General features: G+C 54.2%; 15 protein-coding genes. 5 read left to right on the top strand and 10 right to left on the bottom strand.

Annotated features, from left to right (window positions below):
* From HS103_00005 to HS103_00045, 9 genes are all read right to left on the bottom strand, one after another.
* Positions 1-251 (bottom strand): hypothetical protein (locus tag HS103_00005; protein ID MBE7511183.1); only part of this gene is annotated, 251 nt, incomplete at its 3' end.
* A gap of 115 nt (positions 252-366) precedes the next feature.
* The gene (locus HS103_00010; protein ID MBE7511184.1) at positions 367-1551 is read right to left on the bottom strand and encodes a WD40 repeat domain-containing protein; all 1185 of its coding nucleotides are present in this window, start codon (positions 1549-1551) and stop codon (positions 367-369) included.
* Positions 1552-1554: 3 nt separating this feature from the next.
* On the bottom strand, positions 1555-2175 hold the full coding sequence (locus HS103_00015) for a hypothetical protein (protein ID MBE7511185.1): 621 nt from the start codon (positions 2173-2175) through the stop codon (positions 1555-1557).
* 962 nt (positions 2176-3137) lie between these two features.
* A complete protein-coding gene (locus HS103_00020; protein ID MBE7511186.1) occupies positions 3138-4346 on the bottom strand; it encodes a WD40 repeat domain-containing protein in 1209 nt (402 codons plus the stop codon).
* A 4-nt stretch (positions 4347-4350) separates the two neighbouring features.
* Positions 4351-5814, bottom strand: coding sequence for a hypothetical protein (locus HS103_00025; protein ID MBE7511187.1), 1464 nt, complete (start codon positions 5812-5814; stop codon positions 4351-4353).
* Between the two features lie 138 nt (positions 5815-5952).
* Positions 5953-7083, bottom strand: a complete 1131-nt coding sequence (locus HS103_00030) for a hypothetical protein (GenBank protein MBE7511188.1) — start codon at positions 7081-7083, stop codon at positions 5953-5955.
* Positions 7084-7101: 18 nt separating this feature from the next.
* Complete coding sequence (locus HS103_00035; protein MBE7511189.1) at positions 7102-8724, bottom strand: M23 family metallopeptidase; 1623 nt, start codon at positions 8722-8724, stop codon at positions 7102-7104.
* Between the two features lie 90 nt (positions 8725-8814).
* Positions 8815-9900: a hypothetical protein gene (locus tag HS103_00040; GenBank protein ID MBE7511190.1), complete on the bottom strand. Its 1086-nt coding sequence runs from the start codon at positions 9898-9900 to the stop codon at positions 8815-8817.
* On the bottom strand, positions 9888-13697 hold the full coding sequence (locus HS103_00045; protein MBE7511191.1) for a PD40 domain-containing protein: 3810 nt from the start codon (positions 13695-13697) through the stop codon (positions 9888-9890). Before HS103_00045 ends, HS103_00040 begins: the two co-directional genes overlap by 13 nt.
* 292 nt (positions 13698-13989) lie before the next feature.
* On the opposite strand from HS103_00045, the gene HS103_00050 reads away from it, so the two are divergent.
* The 4 genes from HS103_00050 (at position 13990) to HS103_00065 (ending at position 22282) form a co-directional block, all read left to right on the top strand.
* Entirely contained in the window at positions 13990-17916 is a 3927-nt protein-coding gene (locus HS103_00050; GenBank protein MBE7511192.1) for a DNA-directed RNA polymerase subunit beta, read from the top strand.
* A 106-nt stretch (positions 17917-18022) separates the two neighbouring features.
* Entirely contained in the window at positions 18023-19555 is a 1533-nt protein-coding gene (locus HS103_00055) for an oligosaccharide flippase family protein (GenBank protein MBE7511193.1), read from the top strand.
* Positions 19556-19560: 5 nt separating this feature from the next.
* The gene (locus HS103_00060) at positions 19561-21273 is read left to right on the top strand and encodes a hypothetical protein (GenBank protein MBE7511194.1); all 1713 of its coding nucleotides are present in this window, start codon (positions 19561-19563) and stop codon (positions 21271-21273) included.
* A 13-nt stretch (positions 21274-21286) separates the two neighbouring features.
* Positions 21287-22282: a glycosyltransferase family 2 protein gene (locus HS103_00065; GenBank protein ID MBE7511195.1), complete on the top strand. Its 996-nt coding sequence runs from the start codon at positions 21287-21289 to the stop codon at positions 22280-22282.
* Between the two features lie 54 nt (positions 22283-22336).
* Here HS103_00065 and HS103_00070 read toward each other — a convergent pair whose 3' ends face one another.
* The gene (locus HS103_00070) at positions 22337-22705 is read right to left on the bottom strand and encodes a hypothetical protein (GenBank protein ID MBE7511196.1); all 369 of its coding nucleotides are present in this window, start codon (positions 22703-22705) and stop codon (positions 22337-22339) included.
* A 199-nt stretch (positions 22706-22904) separates the two neighbouring features.
* Here HS103_00070 and HS103_00075 point away from each other — a divergent pair, with 199 nt between their 5' ends.
* Positions 22905-24530, top strand: coding sequence for a hypothetical protein (locus tag HS103_00075; GenBank protein ID MBE7511197.1), 1626 nt, complete (start codon positions 22905-22907; stop codon positions 24528-24530).
* Positions 24531-24539 lie beyond the last annotated feature (9 nt).

The following is a 24539-nucleotide window of genomic DNA, read 5'->3' on the forward strand; positions in this document are numbered from 1 at the left end:
ACGATTTGGGTGAAGGCTACCGCCGGGTACTGGTTAGCCCGTTGATACAGCCCCAGCACAAACCCCGCTGGCACGGTGAACACCCCTTCGCCTGTTTCCGTCGCTGCTTCTTCAGGGGTGTGGTAGACACGGCGCAGATCAGGCGGTGGTGTGCCGGTCAGCGCCCCTGTCGGCGTGGGCGTGCCGAAGTTCGGCAGGATCAGAACGTGGCAGACCGCTGGGGGGAGGGTTGGGGTGGGGGTGGGCGTCATGGTTGGTGTCGGCGTCGCCGTCGGGAGGGGCAGACTCCCGCAGTCCCCGCTAACGATCTGCGGGCAGTGTACACGATCCGCCGCCGGTTATTCTGGACGCTCCGCCACCGTCCGCCTACTCCCATGTGACCCCGCAGACGAAGACCAACTCCCCATCGACCCATATCCACTCGCCACCACCGCCGGGGCAGACGGGATCGCCGGGAGGAATGATGAAGCCGCCGCTGGGCGTGGGGTGAGGTGTGGGCACTACCGTTGGCACACCAGCGATCCCGCTGACATCCACCGTTTCCAAAATGGACTCCCCCGTACTGCTTACGCCAGCATAGGTGACAAGGTTATTGGTGGGGTTCCAATTCACTGCGTTCAACTGCCCATTGATATTCAGAACGGTTGCCACATCTTCAGTCAAGAGATTGACAATGTAAAGCTCACCGTCATGTGACACAACCGCGATGAAATTCCACGTACCATCCCATGAAATGTCGGCAATGCTGCGCCTCGGTGCTGGCGGTATGCTGTCTGTGACTTCAATAGCATTTACACCTTGAAGAGTATTTAGATTGTAAATTAGCAGAAAGCCAGTGTTATTCCCCCAAGCTATCTGAGTATTGTCTGGTCGAGGTTCTGTTGCACCCCCTTCAGCAGATCCCCCATATCTATTTTGAATATCTTCAACGCTGGGAACAATGAGTTCACCTGAAAATACATTTACTTTCGTTGCGCCATCTCCCAGCCATCCATTATCACCCAACCAAACTCTTCCGGGTCCACCACCGGATAAATCTCCTTCTTGAAAGATTGACCGACTCTCTTGGTTATCCCATACACTCGTTTCATAACTGTATGTACCGACGACCACATAGCGCCCATCCACACTCCATGTAATCTTTTGTACTCCTTCTGGGATATTTTGAATAGAATCAAATGTGAAGAACCCATCAGGATCGCCTACGGCAAACTCGTAAACTAATTGCCACGAAGTGGTGTTCCAGATATACATCCTATTACCAATGCCAGCAGCGAGTCGTTCCCCTTGTGGACTCCAAGTAATAGATGCCTTGTACAACACAAGGGGGCGTGTAAAGTGAAAAATGTCTGTGCTTTGATCAGATACCCTAATGCGAAGCGTACCACTGTTATCCACCATAGCCAGTCTCTCACCGTTGGGACTCCATGCCACATCAAGGATCATAGAAGGTGCGTTTTGTCCCCATAGCCTATTCACGTTAACGGCGAAAGAGAGTGCCGCAATTGCCAGTAGAATGAACACTTGAACGGCGCGACGTCGTATCGGCATGGGTTACCAACCTTTCTCATCGAAGATGTTCTGCATGACGATGTGCATCCATTCCAGTCGGGCATCACCCGGATAGCTATCATCGTTGCCATTGAATGTATCTGGTCCGAAGATTCCCCAAGATTGATTGCGAAATCCGTTCCAAAATCCTGGTACACTTTCCCGATACGTAAACAGAACGTCACTTATAGTTCGGTAAACCCAATTCAGGAACATATCAGCGGCTTCTTCTTCGAGAACCAACACAGTAGAGTCTGAAGCAAACACTTCGGCTGGATGTTGCTGAAAGTCAGTGAAAATATTGTCAGGACCGCTTCCCCACCCGCGATCTCGTCTGATATATTGACTAGACTTGGTATTCCCAATAATTGTGAAGACACGACTGTTGACTACATAGACGCAAGTTGTGTCAAATTGCAATGGAGCAACTTGAGTTGGAATAGGAGAAGTTGAATCTGTACGAAGGGTGTCCCTTAAAAATGTGGGACAAATACCGCTTGATACCCCCTGAAAAGCAAGATTGAGCAAGCGGCAAGGTGATGTTGCCGAGGTCGGACTACAATTCGTTGAGGTCGTGCGATTATCGAAGACATGTCCCAGTTCATGCACCAAGAGATACTGCATGAACGCCAAGTTCGTTTGACCGCTCGCTCCAGCCAATATCATCTCACTACCAGCGGTAATGGTGAGAGTGAATTACAGACAATCGTTCGAGGGATTGGTGATGGTGCAGTTGTTGCGCCAGTTCCTTGAATGTAACGCAGCCGCCATCAGTGATGTTGTCGCTCGCATCATTCACATTATTTCCAAATGATACGCTCTTGGTTTCAGTCCTGAAGGAACTGTATAAGCGACGGCAATTTCTTGCGAATTTGGCGTACCCACTGCCTTATACAGCACGATGTGGTAGGGTATCCCCAGTGATCATGATCTGCCGGAATAGCTCTGGCGTTATGCGGGAGGATCTGATAAGCGGTCGAGGGCTGCTGCCGTCGTCACCACGCCTTTATAAATCTCGACGATTTCGGTTTCCGTCCAGACGAACGTGCTTCATTTCGCAACAACACGCCGTAATCCTGCTCAAGCTCAGTGAGCGCCGTTAAGGATCAATAACTGGGTTGTGAGTATATTACAAGGCGTGTCCTGCTGCTGTTGTGGTGTCTGTGTGACATTACCACCTCCTGCATAGAACCAGCGACCCACAGAAGCGGGATCGGTTGCGTTAGTGCGAATGCGCACAAGGTTGGGATTTACGAACGATCTTAAATCAACCTCGATAATCGTTCCACTGGGAGACTCCTGTCGTTAGTTGCCGACCGAGCATCTCTAATGGCGTCGTGAAGTACGATGGATCCCGTCCCTCTGCGACTGTCACTTTGCATGGGTTGCTGCGCCTGCCCAAAGCCCAACCCATCGGCATTGCTCTGCCCCGGCAGCGCCAGCACCACGCGCGGATTCGAGCCATCCACCTCCGCCAAGCGGTACTGAGTTTGCATCGTGGGGGACGTCTGCTGGTAGACATAGGCGATCTGCGTCCCGTCGGGGGAGAGGTCAAACTGCCCGCCCTGCCATCACACGCCAATTCGCTACTCCCAATTTGGTTGGCAGATGAAGATGGGGAAGCCATTTTCCCACACCCACTCGCCGCCACCGCCGGGGCAGATGGGGGCGCCGCCGGGAATGCCGGTGGGATGAGGGTAGGCGGTAGGGAGAGGGGGCGTCGCGGTTGGCGGTGTGAGGGTAGGCACTACCGTTGGCACACCAGCGATCCCGCTGACATCTACCGTTTCCAAAATGGACTCCCCTGTACTGCTTACGCCAGCATAGGTGACAAGGTTATTGGTGGGGTTCCAATTCACAGTAGTTAACCGACCCGCCACGTTTAAAACAGTAGCTACTTCTCTTGTAGCTAAATTGACAACGTATAATTCTCCATCATTGGAGACCACTCCTATAAATTCCCCAGTTCCATTCCAAGATATATCAGAAATGTTGCGTCTCGGCGCTGGCGGTGTACTGTCTGTGACTTCGATGCCTATGACAGCCCACGTTGTGTTGAGATCGATGATCAGTAAATAGCCATCAATAGTCCCCCAAGCGATCTGACTGTTGTCTGGTCTGGGTTCGGTTGTGCCGCCTTCAGCATTACCGCCAAATCGTCTTTGGATGTCTTCTGTTGGAGGACGGGTACGATCACCTGTAAATGCATTGAGCCAGTTTGCGCCATCTCCCATACGACCATCGTTATTGAGCCACACTCGCCCCGGTCCGCCACCTGATAAATCGCCATCGCGAAAAATTAGTTGCCCTTGCTGTGTATCCCAGACGCTTGTTTCATAGCTGTATGTACCGGCGACAACATAGCGTCCATCTAGGCTCCATGTGATCGTCTGCACGCCTTCTGGGATATTGTCTACATCTATCCATGTGAAAAAACCGCTCGGTAACCCCACTTCATATTCATGCAGTAGTTGCCAGGTCTCCACATTCCAGATGTACATACGATTACCTATGCCTACGGTGAGTCGGTCTCCAAGCGGGTTCCACGCAACGGCTGCTTTAACCAATGTACTTGGGCGTGCAAACTCAAAGACTGTAGTATTTTGGCTTGGCACCGTAATATTGAAAGTGCCATCATTTGCAATACTAGCTAGCATTGTCCCATCGGGACTCCACGCAACATCCAATAGAACAGCCTCTACATTTTGAGCTGACCCAACGACAGGGTGGATACTGAATAGAACTAGCGTGATTGCCACCAGCAAAAGCTGAGACTTGAGAGGTATTTTGGGCATGTGGTTACCAACCCTTCTCATCAAAAATGTTCTGCATGATGATTTGCATCCATTCCAACCGTGCATCGCCAGGATAGGTGCTATCGCTACCGGTGTAAGCATTAGACCCGTAAGTACCCCAAGATTGATTTCGAAAGCCGCTCCAGGTTCCAGGCACACTGAGTGGATCGAGGTAAGTAAACGGGATATTGCTTATAGTCCGGTACACCCAATTCAAGAACATATCTGCAGCCTCTTCTTCAAGGACAAGCACCAGAGGATCTGAGGCAAATACATCGGCTGGATGCTGCTGGAAATCCGTGAAGATATTGTCGGGACCGGCTCCCCAACCCCTATCACGCCTACCATATTGACCTAAATCACTTCGTATGCCGATCACTCTAAAAGAGTCTGCATCTTCCACACTGGTGCAAGTTGTCGTAAAGCTTAAGTCAGGACTCCCATCAGGAAGTTCTGAAAGCGCATCAGCACGGAGTGAGTCTCGCAAGTAGGCAGGACAACTTCCACTCGCAAGCCCCTGAAAAGCAAGATTGAGCAAGCGGCAAGGTGATGTTGCCGAGGTCGGACTACAATTCGTTGAGGTCGTGCGATTATCGAAGACATGTCCCAGTTCATGCACCAAGAGATACTGCATGAACGCCAAGTTCGTTTGACCGCTCGCTCCAGCCAATATCATCTCACTACCAGCGGTAATTGAGAGTGAATTACAGACAATCGTTCGAGGGATTGGTGATGGTGCAGTTGTTGCGCCAGTTCCTTGGAATGTAACGCAGCCGCCATCAGTGATGTTGTCGCTCGCATCATTCACATTATTTCCAAATGATACGCTCTTGGTTTCAGTCCCTGAAGGAACTGTATAAGCGACGGCAATTTCTTGCGAATTTGGCGTACCCACTGCCTTATACAGCACGATGTAAGGTAGGGTATCCCCAGTGATCATGATCTGCCGGAATAGCTCTGGCGTTATGCGGGAGGAATCTGATAAGCGGTCGAGGGCTGCTGCCGTCGTCACCACGCCTTTATAAATCTCGACGATTTCGGTTTCCGTCCAGACGAACGTGCTTTCATTTCGCAACAACACGCCGTAATCCTGCTCAAGCTCAGTGAGCGCCGTTAAGGGATCAATAACTTGGGTTGTGAGTACATTACAAGGCGTGTCCTGCTGCTGTTGTGGTGTCTGTGTGACATTACCACCTCCTGCATAGAACCAGCGACCCACAGAAGCGGGATCGGTTGCGTTAGTGCGAATGCGCACAAGGTTGGGATTTACGAACGATCTTAAATCAACCTCGATAATCGTTCCACTGGGGAGACTCCCTGTCGTTAGTTGCCGACCGAGCATCTCTAATGGCGTCGTGAAGTACGATGGATTCCGTCCCTCTGCGACTGTCACTTTGCATGTGGGTTGCTGCGCCTGCCCAAAGCCCAACCCATCGGCATTGCTCTGCCCCGGCAGCGCCAGCACCACGCGCGGATTCGACCCATCCACCTCCGCCAAGCGGTACTGGGTTTGGATCGTCGGGGACGTCTGCTGGTAGACATAGGCGATCTGCGTCCCATCGGGGGAGAGGTCAAACTGCCCGCCCTGCCATCACACGCCAATTCGCTACTCCCAATTTGGTTGGCAGATGAAGATGGGGAAGCCATTTTCCCACATCCACTCGCCGCCACCGCCGGGGCAGACGGGGTCGCCGCCGGGGTATCCGGTGGGGTGAGGGAAGGCGGTGGGGAGCGGTGTGGGCGTTGGTTCCGTATAAGCAGGGAGATACGCCATATAAAAATCACGGTCTTTCATGATGGCGACTTTGTTCCCATCAGGCGAAAACCAGAACCGGTCACCCTCGGCGGTATTCAGGTCGCTGCTAATCAATGTTGTCGCCCTAGTGAGGATGTTGTGTTCGTATAACCCTGTGCTAGTGATGTAGCGAACGGCATGATGCCCCGCCACGAATTTCCCAAACCCTAACCCCCTATCAACGAGGGGAACAAAAAGTGTTTCATGAGGCATTCGGGTTTGCCAGATGGTGAGACCGCGCTTGTCGGGAACACCCAGTAATAAATAGTCCCCATCCAGCGAAATATCATAGAGTTTAAAGTATGTTAAAGTAACATCTCCTACACGAATGCCATCATGTAAAGACACAATATTTGTATTATTCAACCCCTCATTAAAATTGGAGATATAGAAGGTCTTCGGGGCAAGCGTGTGGTGATTCAGGATGAACGCCGAACTATCAGCACTCCACAAGACCTCGTAATTGGCTCTGAAATTATCAAAGTAATCAGTGTATGTACCCTCAAGGAGAACATGCTCCTCTGAGGTGAGATCCGCTAACCCAAGACTGTTGGCATTTCCAAAGGAGCCTTTGTCTGTCTCGTGGCTGGTGACATAGACAATGTACCGTCCATTGGGAGAGCGCAGGAAAAAACTCGTGTTTCCATCGGGGTCTGTACCAACCTCAAAGGCTTGGCGTTGAGCCTCCGTTAATGGCACTTGCAGGGGCCATGCCCCCTCTGTGATGGCAAGCTGTTTGTTTTGCACGTCATAGGAAAACCACTCATAGCCCTGAAAGATAAAATACTGGCTATCCCATGACCAACTATGCTCATAGTCACCAGAACCTAAATGGACAACGAAATCGATAGTTGCTTGTGCTTTTAACGTTGTCAGTTTGGCAATTATCAAAAAGATCGTTATGAACAAGATTGTAAAAACACGAATTCCGTTGCGACGCATGATTTTGGAATCCTTTCGTTAGTGATTCGGTTCGGTAATGACCAGCGGGGAGGCAAATGCTTCTGTTCCGTATCCCACAAAACCCCTGTAGCCATTGTGCTGAACGATATACCCTGTACCGGGTAGTGCGGAATAATAATCGAGGAAGCAATTCATTTGAACTTGCAACGAGGCTTGCCCCACCGTCTTTTGGGGATCAAAAGGGTTTGGCGCATTGGTTAAAACATCTGGTGAGAAAGCAAAACTGGCATCACTACTCGGCAGGAACTGCATGACATCGTAGAGATGCGGGGGGATAATTTCCCCCGCAGTGCCTACCTGACGAGGCAAAATACCATTGGGCGCGATCTCTAGGCGTAGGGGTAAGGGCGGATCAGCCTCAGGGTTATAAACCTGCGAGCCATAGCTGTGAACTTCCAAATGGAGATGTGTCTCGCTAGAAATGCCATCCGCTGTGAATTGACCAATGACGCCAAGTTGCTCCCCCGTTCGGATCACCGCGCCCACATAGATGGACTCAGCATGGATGGACTCCAGATGACCATAGAGAATATAGAAATGCCCATGCCGAATGATGACCGCATAGCCACTCGTTTCACTGACCGTCCCGCCCCACTGATAATGTGACCCTTCGTTGCCGTCTATGTTGATGCCCACCACAATGCCATCCGCTACCGCCCGTGCGTGGATCGGTCTATCCGTTGGGATGAAAAAGTCTGCGGCATGATGGGTGCCACGCGGGTAGTTGTGGTCTCGCCCTTGAATTCCCAAGGTATGAATTTCTCGTCGTGGGGTTTCGCACAAAATGGCAGGATCAACGGGCCAATCAGAGAATTTGGGGGATGGATTACCCTCGTAAGTACGCCAAGATAACGCCGAGTCATTTGGATCGATGTCATAGCGCGTGGCACGAAGAAGTGTACTAAGGCACGGTGGAGGGTTGTTTTCATCGGCATAGAAGAACGATTTTTCCACCCATCCGGTTATGGCGTCACCTGATGGGGTTGTCCCTCCTTGAAGGAAAATCTGAGAGACATAAAACCATGTGACATTCTTGTAATCTACATGCTTCTCGATGATTTTGTAATCCCGTGAATTGGCACTCGCCGGAATCTTAGATGAGGGCAGATTATTGGAAACGGGAACCCTCAAAACATCATAGCTTGCCCCGTTCGTCAGATTGCCATCCACAATACATTCAGGCAGTTGAGCCTGAACAGGGGCTGTAGCACAATCACCACTGACGAGTGTAAGCCCATAGCCAGCGTACATCCAGAAGCGAGCGGGTCCCGATTGAGGAGTAATATACGTCGCTTCCACCTCAACAATGTTATAGGCTTTGTCTTTGTAGTATTGCACGATATCGAGGGAGGCTACATCATCCTTTGAATAAGCCCCCTGATACGAGGCTAGATTCAAGGCTTTTTCAAAACGTCTGGCGGGCACACTATCTCGTAAGCGGAGGGCGTCTTCAGGATCACTAAACCCATACATGGTTTCGCCTGTGTTGATGATGACGCGACAATATTGGGGATTCGCCTGCCCAAAGCCCAACCCATCGGCATTGCTCTGTCCCGGCAGCGCCAGCACCACGCGCGGATTCGAGCCATCCACCTCCGCCAAGCGGTACTGAGTTTGCATCGTGGGGGACGTCTGCTGGTAGACATAGGCGATCTGCGTCCCGTCGGGGGAGAGGTCAAACTGCCCGCCCTGCCATCACACGCCAATTCGCTACTCCCAATTTGGTTGGCAGATGAAGATGGGGAAGCCATTTTCCCACACCCAGACGCCCCCACCGCCGGGGCAGACGGGATCGCCGCCGGGGGGAATGATCGCTGTTTCACCCACGTGCTCAATATGTAAATTAGCGCTCTCATCAACGAAAACAAACGAGCGACTATCCGCACCCCACGATACCGAAGTGACGGGCGATCCAGTAGGGCTGGTGAACGTCTGAACAGGCTGCCATGTCTGGGCATCCCAAACCAATACCTTCCCATCCCGCCCACCTGTCAACACATAGCGCCCATCAGGACTCCAATCGACACTGTAAATGGTATCCGTGTGCTGACCATAAGTGTCAATGACAATTGCTCCGGTGGCAGCCTCCCACACGGTAAAACTGCCCGTTTGTACCCCACCCCCTCCAGCGACAAATGCTCCATCAGGTCGCCAATCCATGGATAACAAATAGTTATCACTGTCCTCAAATCGCTCATTTTGAAATGCCACATAGTCGTAGAGAGCTATTGAATCGCCATTCGCAAATGACAAGCGTCGATTGTCAGGCGAAAAAGCAATGGGAGAGCCACGGTTGATATCCCAAACAAGGTTTCCATCTGAAGTATTATGAATTGCGGTCATGGACACTTCAGGGTAACAAATTCCAAGCCATTCATCTGTGCTATTCCATGCCACTGATGTTGCTGCTACAGTAGAATCATAATGTGTTCGATAGACTAGACGCCCTTCAATGTTCCAAATGATTACTTTACCATTGCAACCCCCACTAGCAAGCCAACGGCTATTATGACTCCATGCTAGAGAGCAAATCGCCGCCGTATGTTCCTCTAAGACGAATTCAAGCTGTTGTGTGGTGGCATCCCAAACAAACACATAGCCTTGGTCGCCTCCACCAGCAATCCATCTACCATCGTAACTCCAAGCTGTAAAGCGAAGGTTCGTTAGCGTGAATGATTGCGCATCGCTAGGCGTGCTGTAAATTACTCCAAAACAGCAAAGGAGGAGAATCAACCCCAGACGTTTGGGTAAAGAGACTGTGTTCATGGTTTGCTTACCTCGCTTTAGTTTTTCCAAGTGGTGCTATTCCCATCGAAAATGGCTTGCAGGACACGATTCATCCAATCAAAGCGCTTGTCACCGGGACGGTGGGCGGTGTATTCACAGCCAAGATATTTTCGTTGGCAGTAGGCAACATTTAGAGAAACCTCGATGCGCCATGCACGGTTCTTGAACCCTGTATCAAGTGAGAGATCATCCAAGACCATGCGATAGACCCAATTCAGAAACATATCCGCACCAGTTTCTTCATATTCTTCCGCCTGACTTCCGCCAGCATCGTAGGGCTGTGGAACATCAAAAGCATTTTGTTGGAAACGTCGCCCTACGCCCTCATTTATTGTTGCGGGACCGCTCCCCCAGCCATCTTTCCCGCGTTGCCAATCCAGAACACTTTGTTGGACGACTACACCCATTACTGGACGTTCCTCAAAACGTAAATCAGTGCGTAAATTGTCCCGAATCACTCTTTCCGAATTGATCTGCCGCCTATTTTCTTCACTCGGATCTTCGATGTAGTCGCCCAAGCCAACATTTAATAGATAAGGATTACCACGCCCGCTGCGGTAGTAGAAAACATGCCCCAATTCATGGACAATGGTGTGTTCGCTCATGACGGCTGTCGCGGCATAGTTACACTGAATCAGGGCATCTACGCCTTGCGGTGTGCCAATGGCAGTTGCCTCACAATGGGTCGTTTGCGCTCCGGTTTGACGCATGATACGAATCAACGTTGGGGCAGAGGGGTTGGATGCCGCCATGACGCGCCGAAACACATCGCTTGGCGCGTTTCGCCCTTCGGCGGGAATGCCACTGGTGTTGCCGATCTCCATGTGCCGCGTGTGCATCGCCAATGCCAATGCCGTTTTGCGCACACCGGCGAGGATGTTCAGTTTTTCGAGGGTTGACCATCCCCCAGTCGCCTCCACGCCGTATTTTGCCAATTCGAGGTCAGGGTTAATCGTTGGCGGTGATGGTGGTATCACCAAAACAGCGGAAGAACGTCCCCAAGAAGGTGCGATGTCCCCATCAATTCCGGCGGTGATGGGCGTTAAGGCGCTATTCTGGATGGGTGTGGCTGTCCAGAGTCGACGATTGCCGGGGCGCTCTAAGGTCACCGCCACACTACTCCCATCCCGACTGCTCCCCGTGCGGTTAGAAACAAACAGGAAAGAATTGCCATCCGGTGACCATGCCGGGCTGTCATTCCACCACCCCGCGCCGTCCGTGACCCGAAAGACACTCGCCTGCGTTAAAGGAAGATCGAAATCAATGCAATAGATTTCGGATGATCCCCCCTCTTCGGAGACAAAAGCGATACGGTGTTTTCCTTCCGCCGTCAAAACAGGCATCCATGCCGAATCATAAGCAGGTTCGGCTACAGGAATAGCGGTTTCCAGTCCAGTCGCTATCTCAAGGATGATCAGTCGCCGCTTGGGATCGCGTGTTCCCGGTGGCGGTGTAGGCGTTGGTGTAGAGGGAGGCGGATCAAGGCGGTTGTCCCCAATCCGCACAAATACAATCCGCGTCCCTTCCGGCGACCATGCCGGACTGGTATCCCATGTCCCCACGTCACCCGTCAGCGAGGTTAATGGCATCGGCTGTCCAGTCGCAAGGATAATCATCCAAATGTTGCTGCGCCGCCCATCATTGTCTGAAGTAAAGGCAATTCGAGTGCTATCTGGCGACCACGCCGGTTCATCTTCATTGACAGATGGGGAATTGGTCAGATTGATAGGATTGGTCCCATCGGCGTTCATGATAAAGAGATCACGATTGCCATTTAGCGTGGAAATATAGGCAATTCGTGTCCCATCGGGTGAAAAAGCAGGTTGGGTATCGGTGACGGTATTCTCAGTAAGTTGCTGAAGCCCTGACCCATCAGGATTCGCTGTGAAAATTTCTAAATCGCCCTCATTGCCAGTGCGAAATTCATCGCGTGCTGAGGCAAAGACAATTCGTCCCCCCGATGCTTGCCCAAAACCCAACCCATCGGCATTGCTCTGTCCCGGCAACGCCATGACCAAACGCGGATTCGAGCCATCCGCCTCCGCCAAGCGGTACTGAGTTTGCATCGTGGGGGACGTCTGCTGGTAGACATAGGCGATCTGCGTCCCGTCGGGGGAGAGGTCAAACTGTCCGCCCTGAACCAATGTCGTCCCGTAGTAGACTGCTGTCGCCACATCGTTCACCCGCCGGATCACCCCATTGAGCGTGTAGTACAAGCGCGTCCCATCGGGCGACCACTGCGGGAAGGCAGGGCGTCCGCTGTCTCCGTAGTAGAGGTAGACGAGGTGAGCTGTCTGTGTCCAAGCGCCGAATGTATCTCGCCGCAGCAGCCACAAGCCATAGGGGTCAAAGGGGTTTGCCGAGGCGCGGTGGGTGAGGGCAATCGTCGTCCCATCGGGCGAGAAGGTAGGGTAGCGCGGGTAGGGCATCGCGTTGTAGGGTGGGACGCCAATCGGTGTTGGACTCAAGCGCTGTGTGCCATCCGCCTTGACCAGCCAAACCGCATCGTAACGAGCATGGTGGCGATTCGAGTCAAAGAGGAGATACACCCCATCCGGTGACCATGTGGGGTGACTATCCTCCCAACCCCAGGACTCGGTGACCTGAATTTCCCCCCATGTGAGCGTGTCGTAAACAAAGAGTTCGCCGCGTCCGTGCCGCCACGATTGATAGGCAGCCTTCTGTCCGTCCGGCGACCAGACGGGCGGGCTGCTCATCTGCAATCCGCTGATTTGGCGGGTTGTGCCATCGGGCATGAGCGTGTAGAGACAGGTATTTCCCTGCCCGGCTTGCGGACACCCGCCGTAGGAGAGCGGTGAGCGCAAATCGGGGGGCGGGACGGGGGCATTGGCGGGCGGTGGGGTAGCGGGGATAGGCGGCGTTTGTGGTGGCGGTGAGGCGCAGCCAGAGGTTTGGGTCGGATCGCTCACCGCAGCGGGCATGAAGGTGACGCTTGTACTGACCGCATCCGCCACAAAGGTGGTCTCGTTCACCTCTGGCACACCGTCCGCCCCCCACCAATTTCCACTGGCGTCAAGGGGGCTTTCTGCGCCGTTGAAAACCGCCCCGCCGCCATTGCCATAATTTCCCTCAAAATAGCTTTCATGAATGGCTGCCGTCCCACCCTCGGCATTGTAAATCGCTCCCCCTTGTGAGGCACGGTTATTCAGAAAACGTCCACAGGTGATAGACATTTGCCCAACATTATAGATCGCCCCACCGACTGCCGCTGCGCTCCGTTGGCGGTGGTGGGCGAAGGTCGTCCGGCTGATGAGCAGTTCACCTTCATTGATGATTCCCCCTTCCGCCGCCGTCGGGTCGCCAGTGTCAATCACCGCGTCAAGGATATGGAGCGCACCATAGTTCGTGATTGCCCGTCCGTTTCCCTCCATGACCCGCAGCGTGGCGTGGTGGATTGTCAAATCACCCTGCGGCATGATGATGATCGGCGTGATGCCGGGGTAGAGCGGGGTTTCCAGATAGCGAAAGAGGAGGGTGGCGTTGTTCCCGTAGAGGGTCAAGTTTCCTCGCACGGTGGGGAGGATGGGTTGAGAGGGCGAGCCGGGGAGGGCAAAGGTGTACGTCCCTCCTTCGAGGTAGATTACCGTTGCCACATCGCCAAACTCTGCGGCGTGGTTCGCGCCCGCCAACGCCTCGGTGAGCGCCAGCGCGTCCCCCGCCGCGATGAGGTAGGTTTGGGTTGGCGTCTCTCCCTGTGAGTGTACGGGAGATAAGGGTATGGTGAGGGTGTAAAACGCTAGGGTAGCGAACAGAAGGGCAATGAACAAACGCATCCGACGGGACATAAGAAGGCAATCTCGCGGGTGTAATCCTAGACCGCCGCTAATATTACCCCCCCCCCGTACAATGTCAAGGGATGGGGGGATAGGGTGATTAGGGGGGAGTCTATACCACGCCGTTGAAAACCCGTGCTTGACTTTTTGCCGAACCTGCTTTAAGCTAGTTCGTTGCGGTACAATCCAAAATTCATGAACTATTCTCCAAGTAAACCCAATCAGACCCTTTCAACTGTGAACCGCCCGGTTTTCTACAGTTGATTTGTCGTTTCCAGTACCTCTAGCACACGGGAGCGATTCGATGAAAAAACGACTGGACACGAAGAACTACGCCCGAACACACGATGTGCAGGAACTGCCCTCACTCATTGAGGTGCAGCTTCAATCCTTCGAGTGGTTCAAAACCGACGGTATGGGCGAATTGTTCTCGGAGATCAGCCCGATTGAAAGTTACAATGGTAGTCTCAAACTCTATTTCCCCGGACCTCAACCGGAAACGGATGAATTTGGTCTGAAATATTGGTTTGAAGACCCCAAACACAGCGAGGAACTGTGCCTTGAGCGGGACATGACCTACTCTGCCCCGCTTTATGTGCGGGTGGCGTTGGTCAACAAAGAAACCGACGAGATTCTCGTCAACGATATTTTCCTCGGTGATTTTCCCTTGATGACAGAGAACGGCACGTTCATCATCAATGGCATTGAGCGCGTCGTTGTCAGCCAGTTGATTCGCTCCCCCGGCGTCTATTTTGACGTGGCAGAAGAACGTACCACCGGGCGCAACCTCTCCAATGCGAAGCTGATTCCTGATCGCGGCGCGTGGATGGAATTTGAAACGCGCAAGAGCGACTACATCACGGTCAAGTTCAACCGCAAACGCACCGTCCCCGTGACGATTCTGCTGCGGGCGTTGGCTGCCGTCTCTGATGATCACGATGATCTCTCCCCGATCCGCACCGGATCGGATGAAGAACTCTTGGCGATCTTCAAAGATGTCGATGATGCCGACGATCATCACTACCTTGAAGCGACGATCAAAAACGAGCCGCAGTGGGATATTAAAGAAGGGCGCACCATTGGCGAAATGGCGCTCTTGGAATTCTTCAAGCGGATGCGCCCCGGCGACCCGCCCAACCTTGACAACGCCCGCGAGTATTTGCGCCAGCAGTTGTTCGATCAGCGCCGTTATGACCTTGAGCGCGTCGGGCGCTACAAGCTGAACCAACGGATGGGCTTGGACACGATCATTGATCGCAAAATCCGCACGGTGACGAAGTACGATCTCGTCAAGGTGGTGGAGCGGATGATCATGATCAACAACCGCAAGGCAGAGCCAGACGACATTGATCACCTCGGCAACCGCCGCGTGAAAACGGTTGGCGAATTGATCCAAAGCAAACTGCGCGTTGGCTTGCGCCGTACCGAGCGCGTGATCCGCGAGCGGATGACGATGAAAGAGGCAGACCGGATCACCCCCGTGACGCTGATCAACATCCGTCCGATTGTTGCCGCCGTCCGCGAATTTTTCGGCAGCAGCCAACTGAGCCAATTCATGGAGCAGACGAACCCGCTGGCGGAACTGACCCATAAACGTACACTCTCGGCATTGGGTCCGGGCGGTTTGCGCCGTGAACGTGCCGGTTTCGATGTCCGCGACGTGCATCACAGCCACTACGGGCGCATCTGCCCGATTGAAACGCCGGAAGGTCCGAACATTGGCTTGATTGGGCGTTTGGCAACCTATGCCCGTGTGAACCCTTATGGATTCATCGAAACGCCCTACCGAAAAGTCGTCAAAGAGCTTGCGCTCAACGACGAGCGCTTGTTTGGACGGCAGCTTAGTGAAGACCTGACGAACGCCGATGATGAGGTGATCGTTGAGGAAGGGACGGTGATCACCGAAGGGCTGCTGAAGAAATTTAAGCAGATGAAGATGAAGACCGTCCCCGTTCGCCCCTTCGTCAGCGGGGAGACAGTTTACCTCTCGGCTGATGAAGAAGATCGCTTCATGATTGCCCAAGCCAACGCCACCCTCGATGAACACAGCCAGTTCACTGGGGATCGCATCTCGTCGCGTTTCCATCAGAAGTTTTTGGACACAACGCCCAACCGCATCGATTATATGGACGTAGCCCCTCGGCAGATCGTTGGTATTTCAGCGGCGTTGATCCCCTTCTTGGAGCATGACGACGCCAACCGCGCCCTGATGGGATCGAACATGCAGCGTCAGGCTGTGCCGCTGCTGAACCCCGATGTACCGATTGTTAGCACGGGGATGGAAGACCAAGCCGCCTACGACTCCGGTCAGGTGCTGTTGGCGGAAGCTGCCGGCGAGGTGATCAGTGTGACGGGCGATAAGGTCGTTGTCAAAGACGACAGCGGCGACCTGCGCGAATATCGCCTGCGGAAATACACCCGCTCGAACCAATCGACGTGCATTGATCAGCGCCCAGTGGTGGAAAAAGGGCAGCGTGTGAACCGCCGCGATGTGATCGCGGATAGTTCCTCAACAAAATCAGGCAATCTGGCGCTTGGTCACGATGTGGTCTGTGCCTTCTTGTCATGGGAAGGGGGCAACTACGAAGACGCCCTCTTGATCAGCGAACGCCTGCTGCGTGAGGACATGTTCACCTCGATCCACATCGAAAAACATGAGATCGAAGCGCGGGATACCAAACTGGGACCGGAAGAAATCACCTATGACATTCCCAATGTCGGTGAAGAAGCGCTCAAAGACCTGAATGAGGATGGTATTGTCCGCATTGGGGCAGAGGTCGGTCCGAACGATATTCTCGTTGGAAAGATCACCCCGAAGGGCGAGAAAGAACTTAGCCCAGAGGAAAAACTGCTGCGGGCAATCTTTGGCGAAAAAGCGCGGGAAGTGAAAGATACTTCGCTGCGTTTGCCGCACGGTGAACGAGGTAAGGTGGTTGATGTGAAAATCTTCAACCGCGAGGAACACCGCGATTTGCCGGCTGGTGTTGAGCAGATGGTGCGCGTCAGCGTGGCGCAGCGCCGTAAGCTGACACAGGGCGACAAAATGGCGGGGCGGCATGGGAATAAAGGTGTGATCTCGAAGGTTGTGCCGTTGGAAGACATGCCCTACCTTGAGGATGGGACGCCCATCGACATCATCTTGAACCCCCTCGGCGTGCCGGGGCGTATGAACATTGGTCAGGTCTTGGAAACGCATCTCGGTTGGGCAGCGGGGCAGCTTGGCTTCCGCGCCGTGACTCCCGTTTTTGACGGGGCGGAAGAACGCGAGATTGAGGCAGAACTCGGACGGGCGTGGCTGATCGACTACACATGGGAAGCGATCACCGAACGGGCGTGGGCATGGATCAATCCGCAAGGTTACAGCGAAGAAGAGCTGGAAGATGATGAGGAAGTCCGCCGCTTGTTCGTGAGTGATTGGCTGGCGGGCAAGCCCGACTATGACAGCGATCTGCTGATGTTGGAGCATATCTATCTGCGCCGTTCTGTCCTGCGGGAGTGGGTGCGCGAACAAGGTTGGAATCCTGATGATGTGCTGATCTTTGATAATACAGGGATGTCCTCAGCGGAGCGGGATCGCATTGATGCCAACGCCATTGACCTAACTCTATATGTGTGGACGGCATTTGCTTCTGGCGAAGAAACGCCGGCAGGTTTAAGCCGCGAAGAACTGCGCGAGTATGCGCACCGCATCTCGATCCGGACCGGACTCCCCGTGCCGATCTATGGCAAGCAGATGCTCTACGACGGAAAAACGGGGCAGCCTTATGATCGCCCAGTGACCATCGGTGTGATCCACATGCTGAAGCTGGCGCACTTGGTCGAAGACAAGGTTCATGCCCGCTCAACGGGACCATACAGCCTTGTCACACAGCAGCCGCTTGGTGGGAAGGCACAGTTTGGCGGTCAGCGCTTCGGGGAGATGGAAGTCTGGGCGCTGGAAGCCTATGGCGCAGCGTACACCCTCCAAGAAATGCTCACGGTGAAATCGGACGACGTACAAGGGCGGGTGAAAACCTACGAAGCCATCGTCAAGGGCGACCCGATTGAAGAACCGGGGATTCCGGCGTCGTTCCGCGTCCTCGTCAAGGAATTGCAATCGCTTGGCTTGGCGGTGGAAGCGATCACCGAAGCGGGCGATGTGATCACCTTTGGGCGTGAGCGGGAAGATAACCGTCAGCCGAATATCAAAACGGGATTGTTCGGCTTAGAGCCAAACCGTCAGGGAAATTAGAGCTTTCTCCCCTATAGCCACCTCAAGCATCTTGGAAAAGGTGTTTGGGGTGAGGCTTTAGGGGCTGCTGGATAATCCTTTAGGGCAGGGCGGTTGAAGTGTTTTGATGTATCGCCAACTCACGATCAACACCCTTATTAACCTCCTCAACCTGACAGTGAATATCATTGTTGGGTTTTTGATTGCCCCCTATTTCATCCACAGTTTGGGCAGCGAACTGTACGGCATCTGGGTGTTCACCCTTTCGCTCTCCGTCACACGGGGGGCACTGATCATTTTTGATTTGGGCATTCTCTCTGCCCTTGTCAAATATGTTGCCGAATACCACGCACAAGGAGACCCGCGCAAAGTAAACGAAGCCTTCAGTGGCGCCTTTCTCACCTATCTACTCATTGGCGGGGTGACTGCTTTAGGGCTGCTGGTCTTTGCCGCCGCTTTTAGTGGCAGCCTCTTTCGCACCCCCCCGGAACACCTAGACACCGCCCGCAGCCTGCTCTTTATTTTGGCGCTGCAAACCCTCTTTGATTTTCCGGCACTAGCAGTGCAAGGCGTCCTCGAAGGGTTGCAGCGGTACGATGTGACGCGAGGGCTTAATATCGTCCGCATCTTCCTTTACAGCGGGTTAAGCCTCCTCTTTTTACAGGCGGGAATGGGTGTTTATGCCCTTGCTTGGGCAACCTTCCTGAGCGAACTTGTGCGCTTACTTGGGCATATCTATTGGGGACGACGGGCGTTTCCAGCGTGGCGCTTGGTCTACTGTCCTTCGCGGGCTGTGCTGCGGGCAATGGTCGGTTTGAGCAGCAAAATGTTTGTTTTTGCCCTTGCCACAACAGTTTATAACCAAATGGATCAGATCATCCTTGCCACACGCCTCTCGACAACGGCACTCACCGATTACGACATTTCTGCCCGCTTGCACACTCTCGTCTTTGCCCTAACGACGCTGATCGGTCCCTTTATGGTGCCCGCCGCCTCTGCACTCTATGCCCAAGCCGATCTCCCCGCCCTACGCCGTCTGATGCTCCGCGCCACGCGCTTCACCGCCGCCTTCGCTGCTCCAGCGACGATTCTGTTGATCGTCTTGGCGGAATCGATGACGCGCTATTGGATTGGGGCAGAGTACCTTCACACCGTGACAGCAACCCGCCTGTTTTTAAGTTACCTGCTGATGTACCTTTTGATTCGTGTCGGGCAAAACATGTTGATCGGGATGAACCGCCTCGCCGTGCTGCTTCCCGCCCTTCTGATCAGCACCATCGTAAATCTTCTCGTCAGCCTGATCGCCGTAGGCTCGCTCGGCGTTACCGGAGTTATTCTAGGGACAGTGGTGGGGAACGCGGCTGCCTGCCTTCTTTATCTCTATGCGTTCCGACGGGATATTGGGATAACCTTCAGTGAAGTATGGCGCCGCGTGATTTGGCGCACCTACCCACAAGCGCTGATGGCGGGAGGGGCGGTGTTCTTACTCGCCACCTCTCAACCGCCACGCAATCTTTTTCAGGTAGGTTTGTATGGGGCGTTGGGAATGCTCGTTTATTTTGGATTATTTGCTTTCACTGGACTAGAGCGCGTAGAACGGCAAGCGCTTACACGGATTATTTTGCGCCAACCTCGCCCTACTACACCGGATATGGAGTAACGGCAATGTCTGTTCCCAATGATTCCGCACGGACATTTCTTGAGAAAAATCCGCTTTTACGCTACCTCAACCACCACCAGCCGCACCTGTTTCGCCTTGTGTGGGAAGCCTATTTGCGCGCACGCCAAGCACGCCCTGCCAACCAGTCCTTGCATCCCCTCACGCCAATTCTCCAAGCACGAGGATGGTCAAAGGAAGAAAAACACCCCCCCCCTGTAAAAGGTGATAGCCGGCATATCTTGTTTTTTTCCTTTGAGGGGTGGTCTACACACATCATTTTTGATGGGCTGCTAGGGGCTGCCCTCCGCCAGCGGGGGGTGCGTGTGAGCCATTTCACCTGTGGGGGTGTAATGCCCATCTGTAACCTGCAAAATGCCTCCTCCAATGTGCCGCCCATGCCCTGTGGGCGCTGTCGCGCTTATGCCGATAGCGGCTTACGTGCCTTTGGACATATCCCCACAATGATTCACCATCTTCTCAGCGCGAGGGAACGTGCCGAAATTGCCGCAGAGGTGGCGGCGATCCCTGTTGATGATTTGCTCGCCTATACCCACGATGGGTTGGCATATGGGCATTTTGCCTCCTTCAGCGCACGGTGGTTTTTCGGCGTGAACCAACTGCGCACGGAGATGCGTGAGCATGTCCGAAACTACATTGTGCTAGGGCGGACGGTAAAAGCCGCCCTAGAGCGGCTGATTGCCAAAGACCGACCGCATAAAATCATCATGATGAACGGTCTGTTGGTGGCGGAGCGGGTTGTCCGTGCGCTTGCTGAACGCGAAGGTATTTCGTATATCACCTCTGAGCGGGGCTACCTCGCCAATACCTTTATGCTCAGCCATAACTATCCGATGGGGCAGTTTGAGTTTGAGCCAGTATGGGAGATGCACCGAGACATACCACTCCGTGAGGATCAGCGCGATCATCTGCTGACCTACCTGCAAGAACGGCGTTACGGGCGCGGGCAAATGGACAACCTATGGAAAACGGTGCAGGAGGGAACAGAGACACTCCGAACGGCAGTTGGGCTAAGCGCTGAAAGACCTGTCGTTGGCGTTTTTACGAATGTCACTGGTGACACGGCTCTTTTAGATCGTGATCAAGCCTATTCCGACATGACGGCGTGGATTGATGATCTGATTCGCCGCTTTAGCGCCCTTCCTGCTGTGGATTTGGTGTTTCGGATTCACCCTGCCGAGTCGCGTTTGGATCGCTATCGTCCCTATGAATCGGTTGGCAATTACATTGCTCGCCACCACCCTATTTTGCCCTCAAACATTAAGATTATTCCTTCCGAAAGCACCCTGAGCAGCTACACCCTTTTGGAAGTCTCTGATCTGGTGATGGTTTACGCCTCAAACATTGGGCTGGAAAGCGTCCTGATGGGCAAGCAAACGGTGGTTTCTGGGCAAGTTCATTATCGGGGGAAAGGCTTCACTCGCGATGTCCATACCTCAGAGGATATGGCAGGGTGGATAGAGCGTTGGCAGAGTGGCAATCTCCCTCCAATTGATCAAGAGACAGCGCAGCGCTATGCCTACAGCTTTTTTTATCGGGCGATGATTCCCCTCGATGAGGTTATGGAGGAAGGCACATTTGGACACATGCGCTTGAAGATACAAGGGGTGACTGATCTGCGCCCCGGCGGGAGTCGGACGTTCGATGCGCTGTGTGACTCCATTTTGGATGGCACACCTTTCGTCAATCCCTTTGCCTGAGAGGTACCTCGCCATGAGTGATCCGATAGGCGATACGCTGCCCTTCGTCACGGTCATTTTGCCAATACGCAATGAAGAACAGTTTATCGAGCGCTGTTTGGGGGCAGTCTTAGCACAAGATTACCCTCCAGAGTGGATGGAAATCCTCATTGGCGATGGGATGAGCGAGGATGACACGCGGGCGATTATTGAGGCGATGCCCGGTGCGGAGCGTGTACAGATTATCCCCAACCCACGTCGCATTCAGGCAGCGGCTATGAACATCACATTGTCCTATGCTAAGGGGGATTATGTGCTGCGCATTGATGGGCATACCATCATTGCGCCGGATTACGTTCGGCGCTGTGTGGAACACCTTCAGCGAACGGGAGCATACAACGTTGGTGGAGCAATGAATCCGGTGGGGGTAACGCCGATGGGAAAGGCGATTGCGGCAGCGGGAAAATCCGCCTTTGCTGTGCCAAGCGCCTTCCATGTAAGCAGTCAAGCGGCGTTCACCGATACGGTTTACATGGGGGCGTTTCCCCGTCAGGTTTTGGTGCAGGTGGGGGGCTATAACGAACACGTTGGGGTCAATGAAGATTACGAACTGAATGTGCGTCTTCGTCGCGCCGGAGGGACGATCTATTTCGCCCCGGACATTCAATCGCTCTACTATGGACGGCAAACCCTAACGGCGCTTGCCCGCCAATATTTTCGCTATGGGCGTTCCAAAGTCCAGACACTGCGTGAACATCCTTCGTCGCTACGCCCCCGTCAAATTATTGCCCCTGCCTTTGTCGCCGGCATTGCTAGTGTGCCGCTCCTCGCCTTGTTTGCACCGGCGCTTCTTCCTGTGTGGGGGGGTGTCGTCCTTCTCTACGTCGTCCTGACGGTAATCGTTAGTTTTCGGCTTGCGGCGGCGCAAGGGTGGGCGTTGTTTGGGCGACTGCTGCTTGTTTTTCCAACAATTCATCTAGCGTGGGGATGCGGCTTTTGGGTAGGGGTTATTCGCCCTTTTCGCCGCTAAGCGCTCATCCCCCCGCCTTTGCCAGGGGGGATGAGGGAAGAATACCCTTGCCACTTACCGCGTGAAAAACTGACGCGCCTCGTCGCCTTGCAGGTAGAACAAGACAAACCCATTGACCAGCAGAGAGAGCAAGGGCAGCCCGTTTCCGGTCAGGGCGCTTCCCAACGCCACAATGATCCCGATCACGGCAAGGAAGGTGGCAATACCCTGTCCGGTACGCCGCCCGCTCCAGATCGACGCGCCGAGCAGCAAGTTCAGCCCGCCGGTGATCAGCCCCCAAATACCCATCGGAATCATCCAAGGGGCAAAACAAAACGCCAGTGCGCCAACAACGCTGTTGACCAACCCTCCAAGCACTGCCAGAATCCCAAAGATGAAATAGTAGGCAGCAATGCCGACAATTGGCAAAGGACGTTCAGACATGACGATCTTCCTCCTGTTGTATCTACATAATCTGTACGTGAGGAGTGCGGTGGGGTTGCGCCGAGGGGGTGTAAATTTTTGGTAAAAAGACGCTGCGTAGGGCAGTCGTTCATTGGTCGTCCCCCATTCAGCGTTTGGTGGGGACGCATTCTCGGCGTATCATGGCGTATGGTATGAGGGGAAGAAAGGATTGCCGATCATGTTTCTTTTTCGCCCACTGCGGGGGTGCGCGTGGCTTCTGATTGTGATCCTCGCCCTTGCGGCGCTGATCGGTGCGGTGCTGTTCAGCGCTCTACGCGGCGGAGTTGACCTTGCCCAGAGCGGGGCGCGGCTTTCCAGCAGCGGCGAGGCTATTGCGCCCGCTTCGCTGAACAGCGTGTATGGAAAAATGCCGCTCTTTGCCAATGTCCCCCTCCCCCAACAGGCGAACCGCGATTTCCGCGCCCTCGTCACGAACGCCGGAATCGCCGCCGGAGCGGTGGGGGCGCTCTACATGATTGGGATCATCCTTTCCGGGGTGGCAGATGGGGCAGGCAAGGGAATCGAGCGTCTGCTGCGGACGGTGCGTTTGTGGCTCGCCATTCAGCGCCTTCGGGCGGCGCTGCGTTGGACGATCCGCCGCCATCTGCTGACGCTCCCCATTTTTGTGCTGATCTACGCCGTGATGGGCGTTCTTTTCGCCACCTCAGATCGCCTGACGCCGCTAACCAGCCCGGCAGGGATTCAATTGGCGCTGGTCTTAGCGGCAGCGGTGGGGGTAATCAGTTTGGGGGCGGATGCCGCCATTCGTCTTGCCGGACGCTTTAGCGGGGGGCGTCGTCGTTATGGTGCGCGTCCTTCGGTCTTGCTTTTGGCGGGGGCGGCAGCGGTTATCTCGCGGGTGGTGGGCGTCCCGCCCGGGCTACTTTTTGCCCCACTGGGCGATCTTCGCCCCCGCCCCGATGAAGCACCTCGCAGGGGGCTGGTTGCCGCCCTGTTGACACCCTTCATTCTTCTAGCGGTGGCAGCATTGGGTTGGCTAGGGGTGGGTCTCCTCGCTGAAATTGGGCGGGCGACATTTCCCCCCGAAACCCTGAACAGGGCTGCGCCATTGGCAAGCCTGCTTCAAACCTTTGGGTTTGCCATCTTTGTGATGGGTACCCAAACGGCATTCTTCGTTGTGCTGCCACTTGGAACATCCGCTGGTGGGCGGCTTTTTGCCTTGCGAAAGCCGTTGTGGGCGGCGGCTGCCTTTCTGCCCACTTTTGCCCTCATTCATCTTTTCCTAAACCCCATTGGGATGCTCAGCAGCGCGATCACAACCGCGCCAATGCTCCTTTTTGGGGTGGGTATCGTCCTTTTGGCGTTGGTCGGTTTTGGGTTGTGGTTTTCGGCGCAGATGAGCGCGGCAAAGACAGCACCCGGCTTTGGCTGGTATAGCGGCACGCCTAGCCCCCTACCCCTTCTCTACCCACACCCCGAAGCGCCAACTGTTGGCTTGCCAGCAACAGCCGCGCCACCGCTCCCAGTGGCAACAGCGCCGCTCCCACAGCCGCCACCACCCGATAAAGACCTTATGCCCGATACGCAATCCCAACGGGCGGCAGTGCGTTTGAGTGTGCCGTATATGCCCTACACGCCGCACCCGACGGCGGGGGCATTGTTCCCCCCCCCCACCCCTGACGAGGCGGCAGAGCTTGCCAAAGATGCCGAATTTCTGCGGGGGATCACCGGACAAAATGCGCCGCTGGAAGGGGATCTGAAAGGGGGCATAAAAACCGATTCGGCAATGCCCCCGCCGCCTCGTTCGCGCTACAGCGAGGATGAGAATACGACAAAACACTAGGGTGCGGGA

The sequence above is a fragment of the Anaerolineales bacterium genome (assembly GCA_015075625.1).
Lineage (GTDB): Bacteria > Chloroflexota > Anaerolineae > Aggregatilineales > UBA2796 > UBA2796.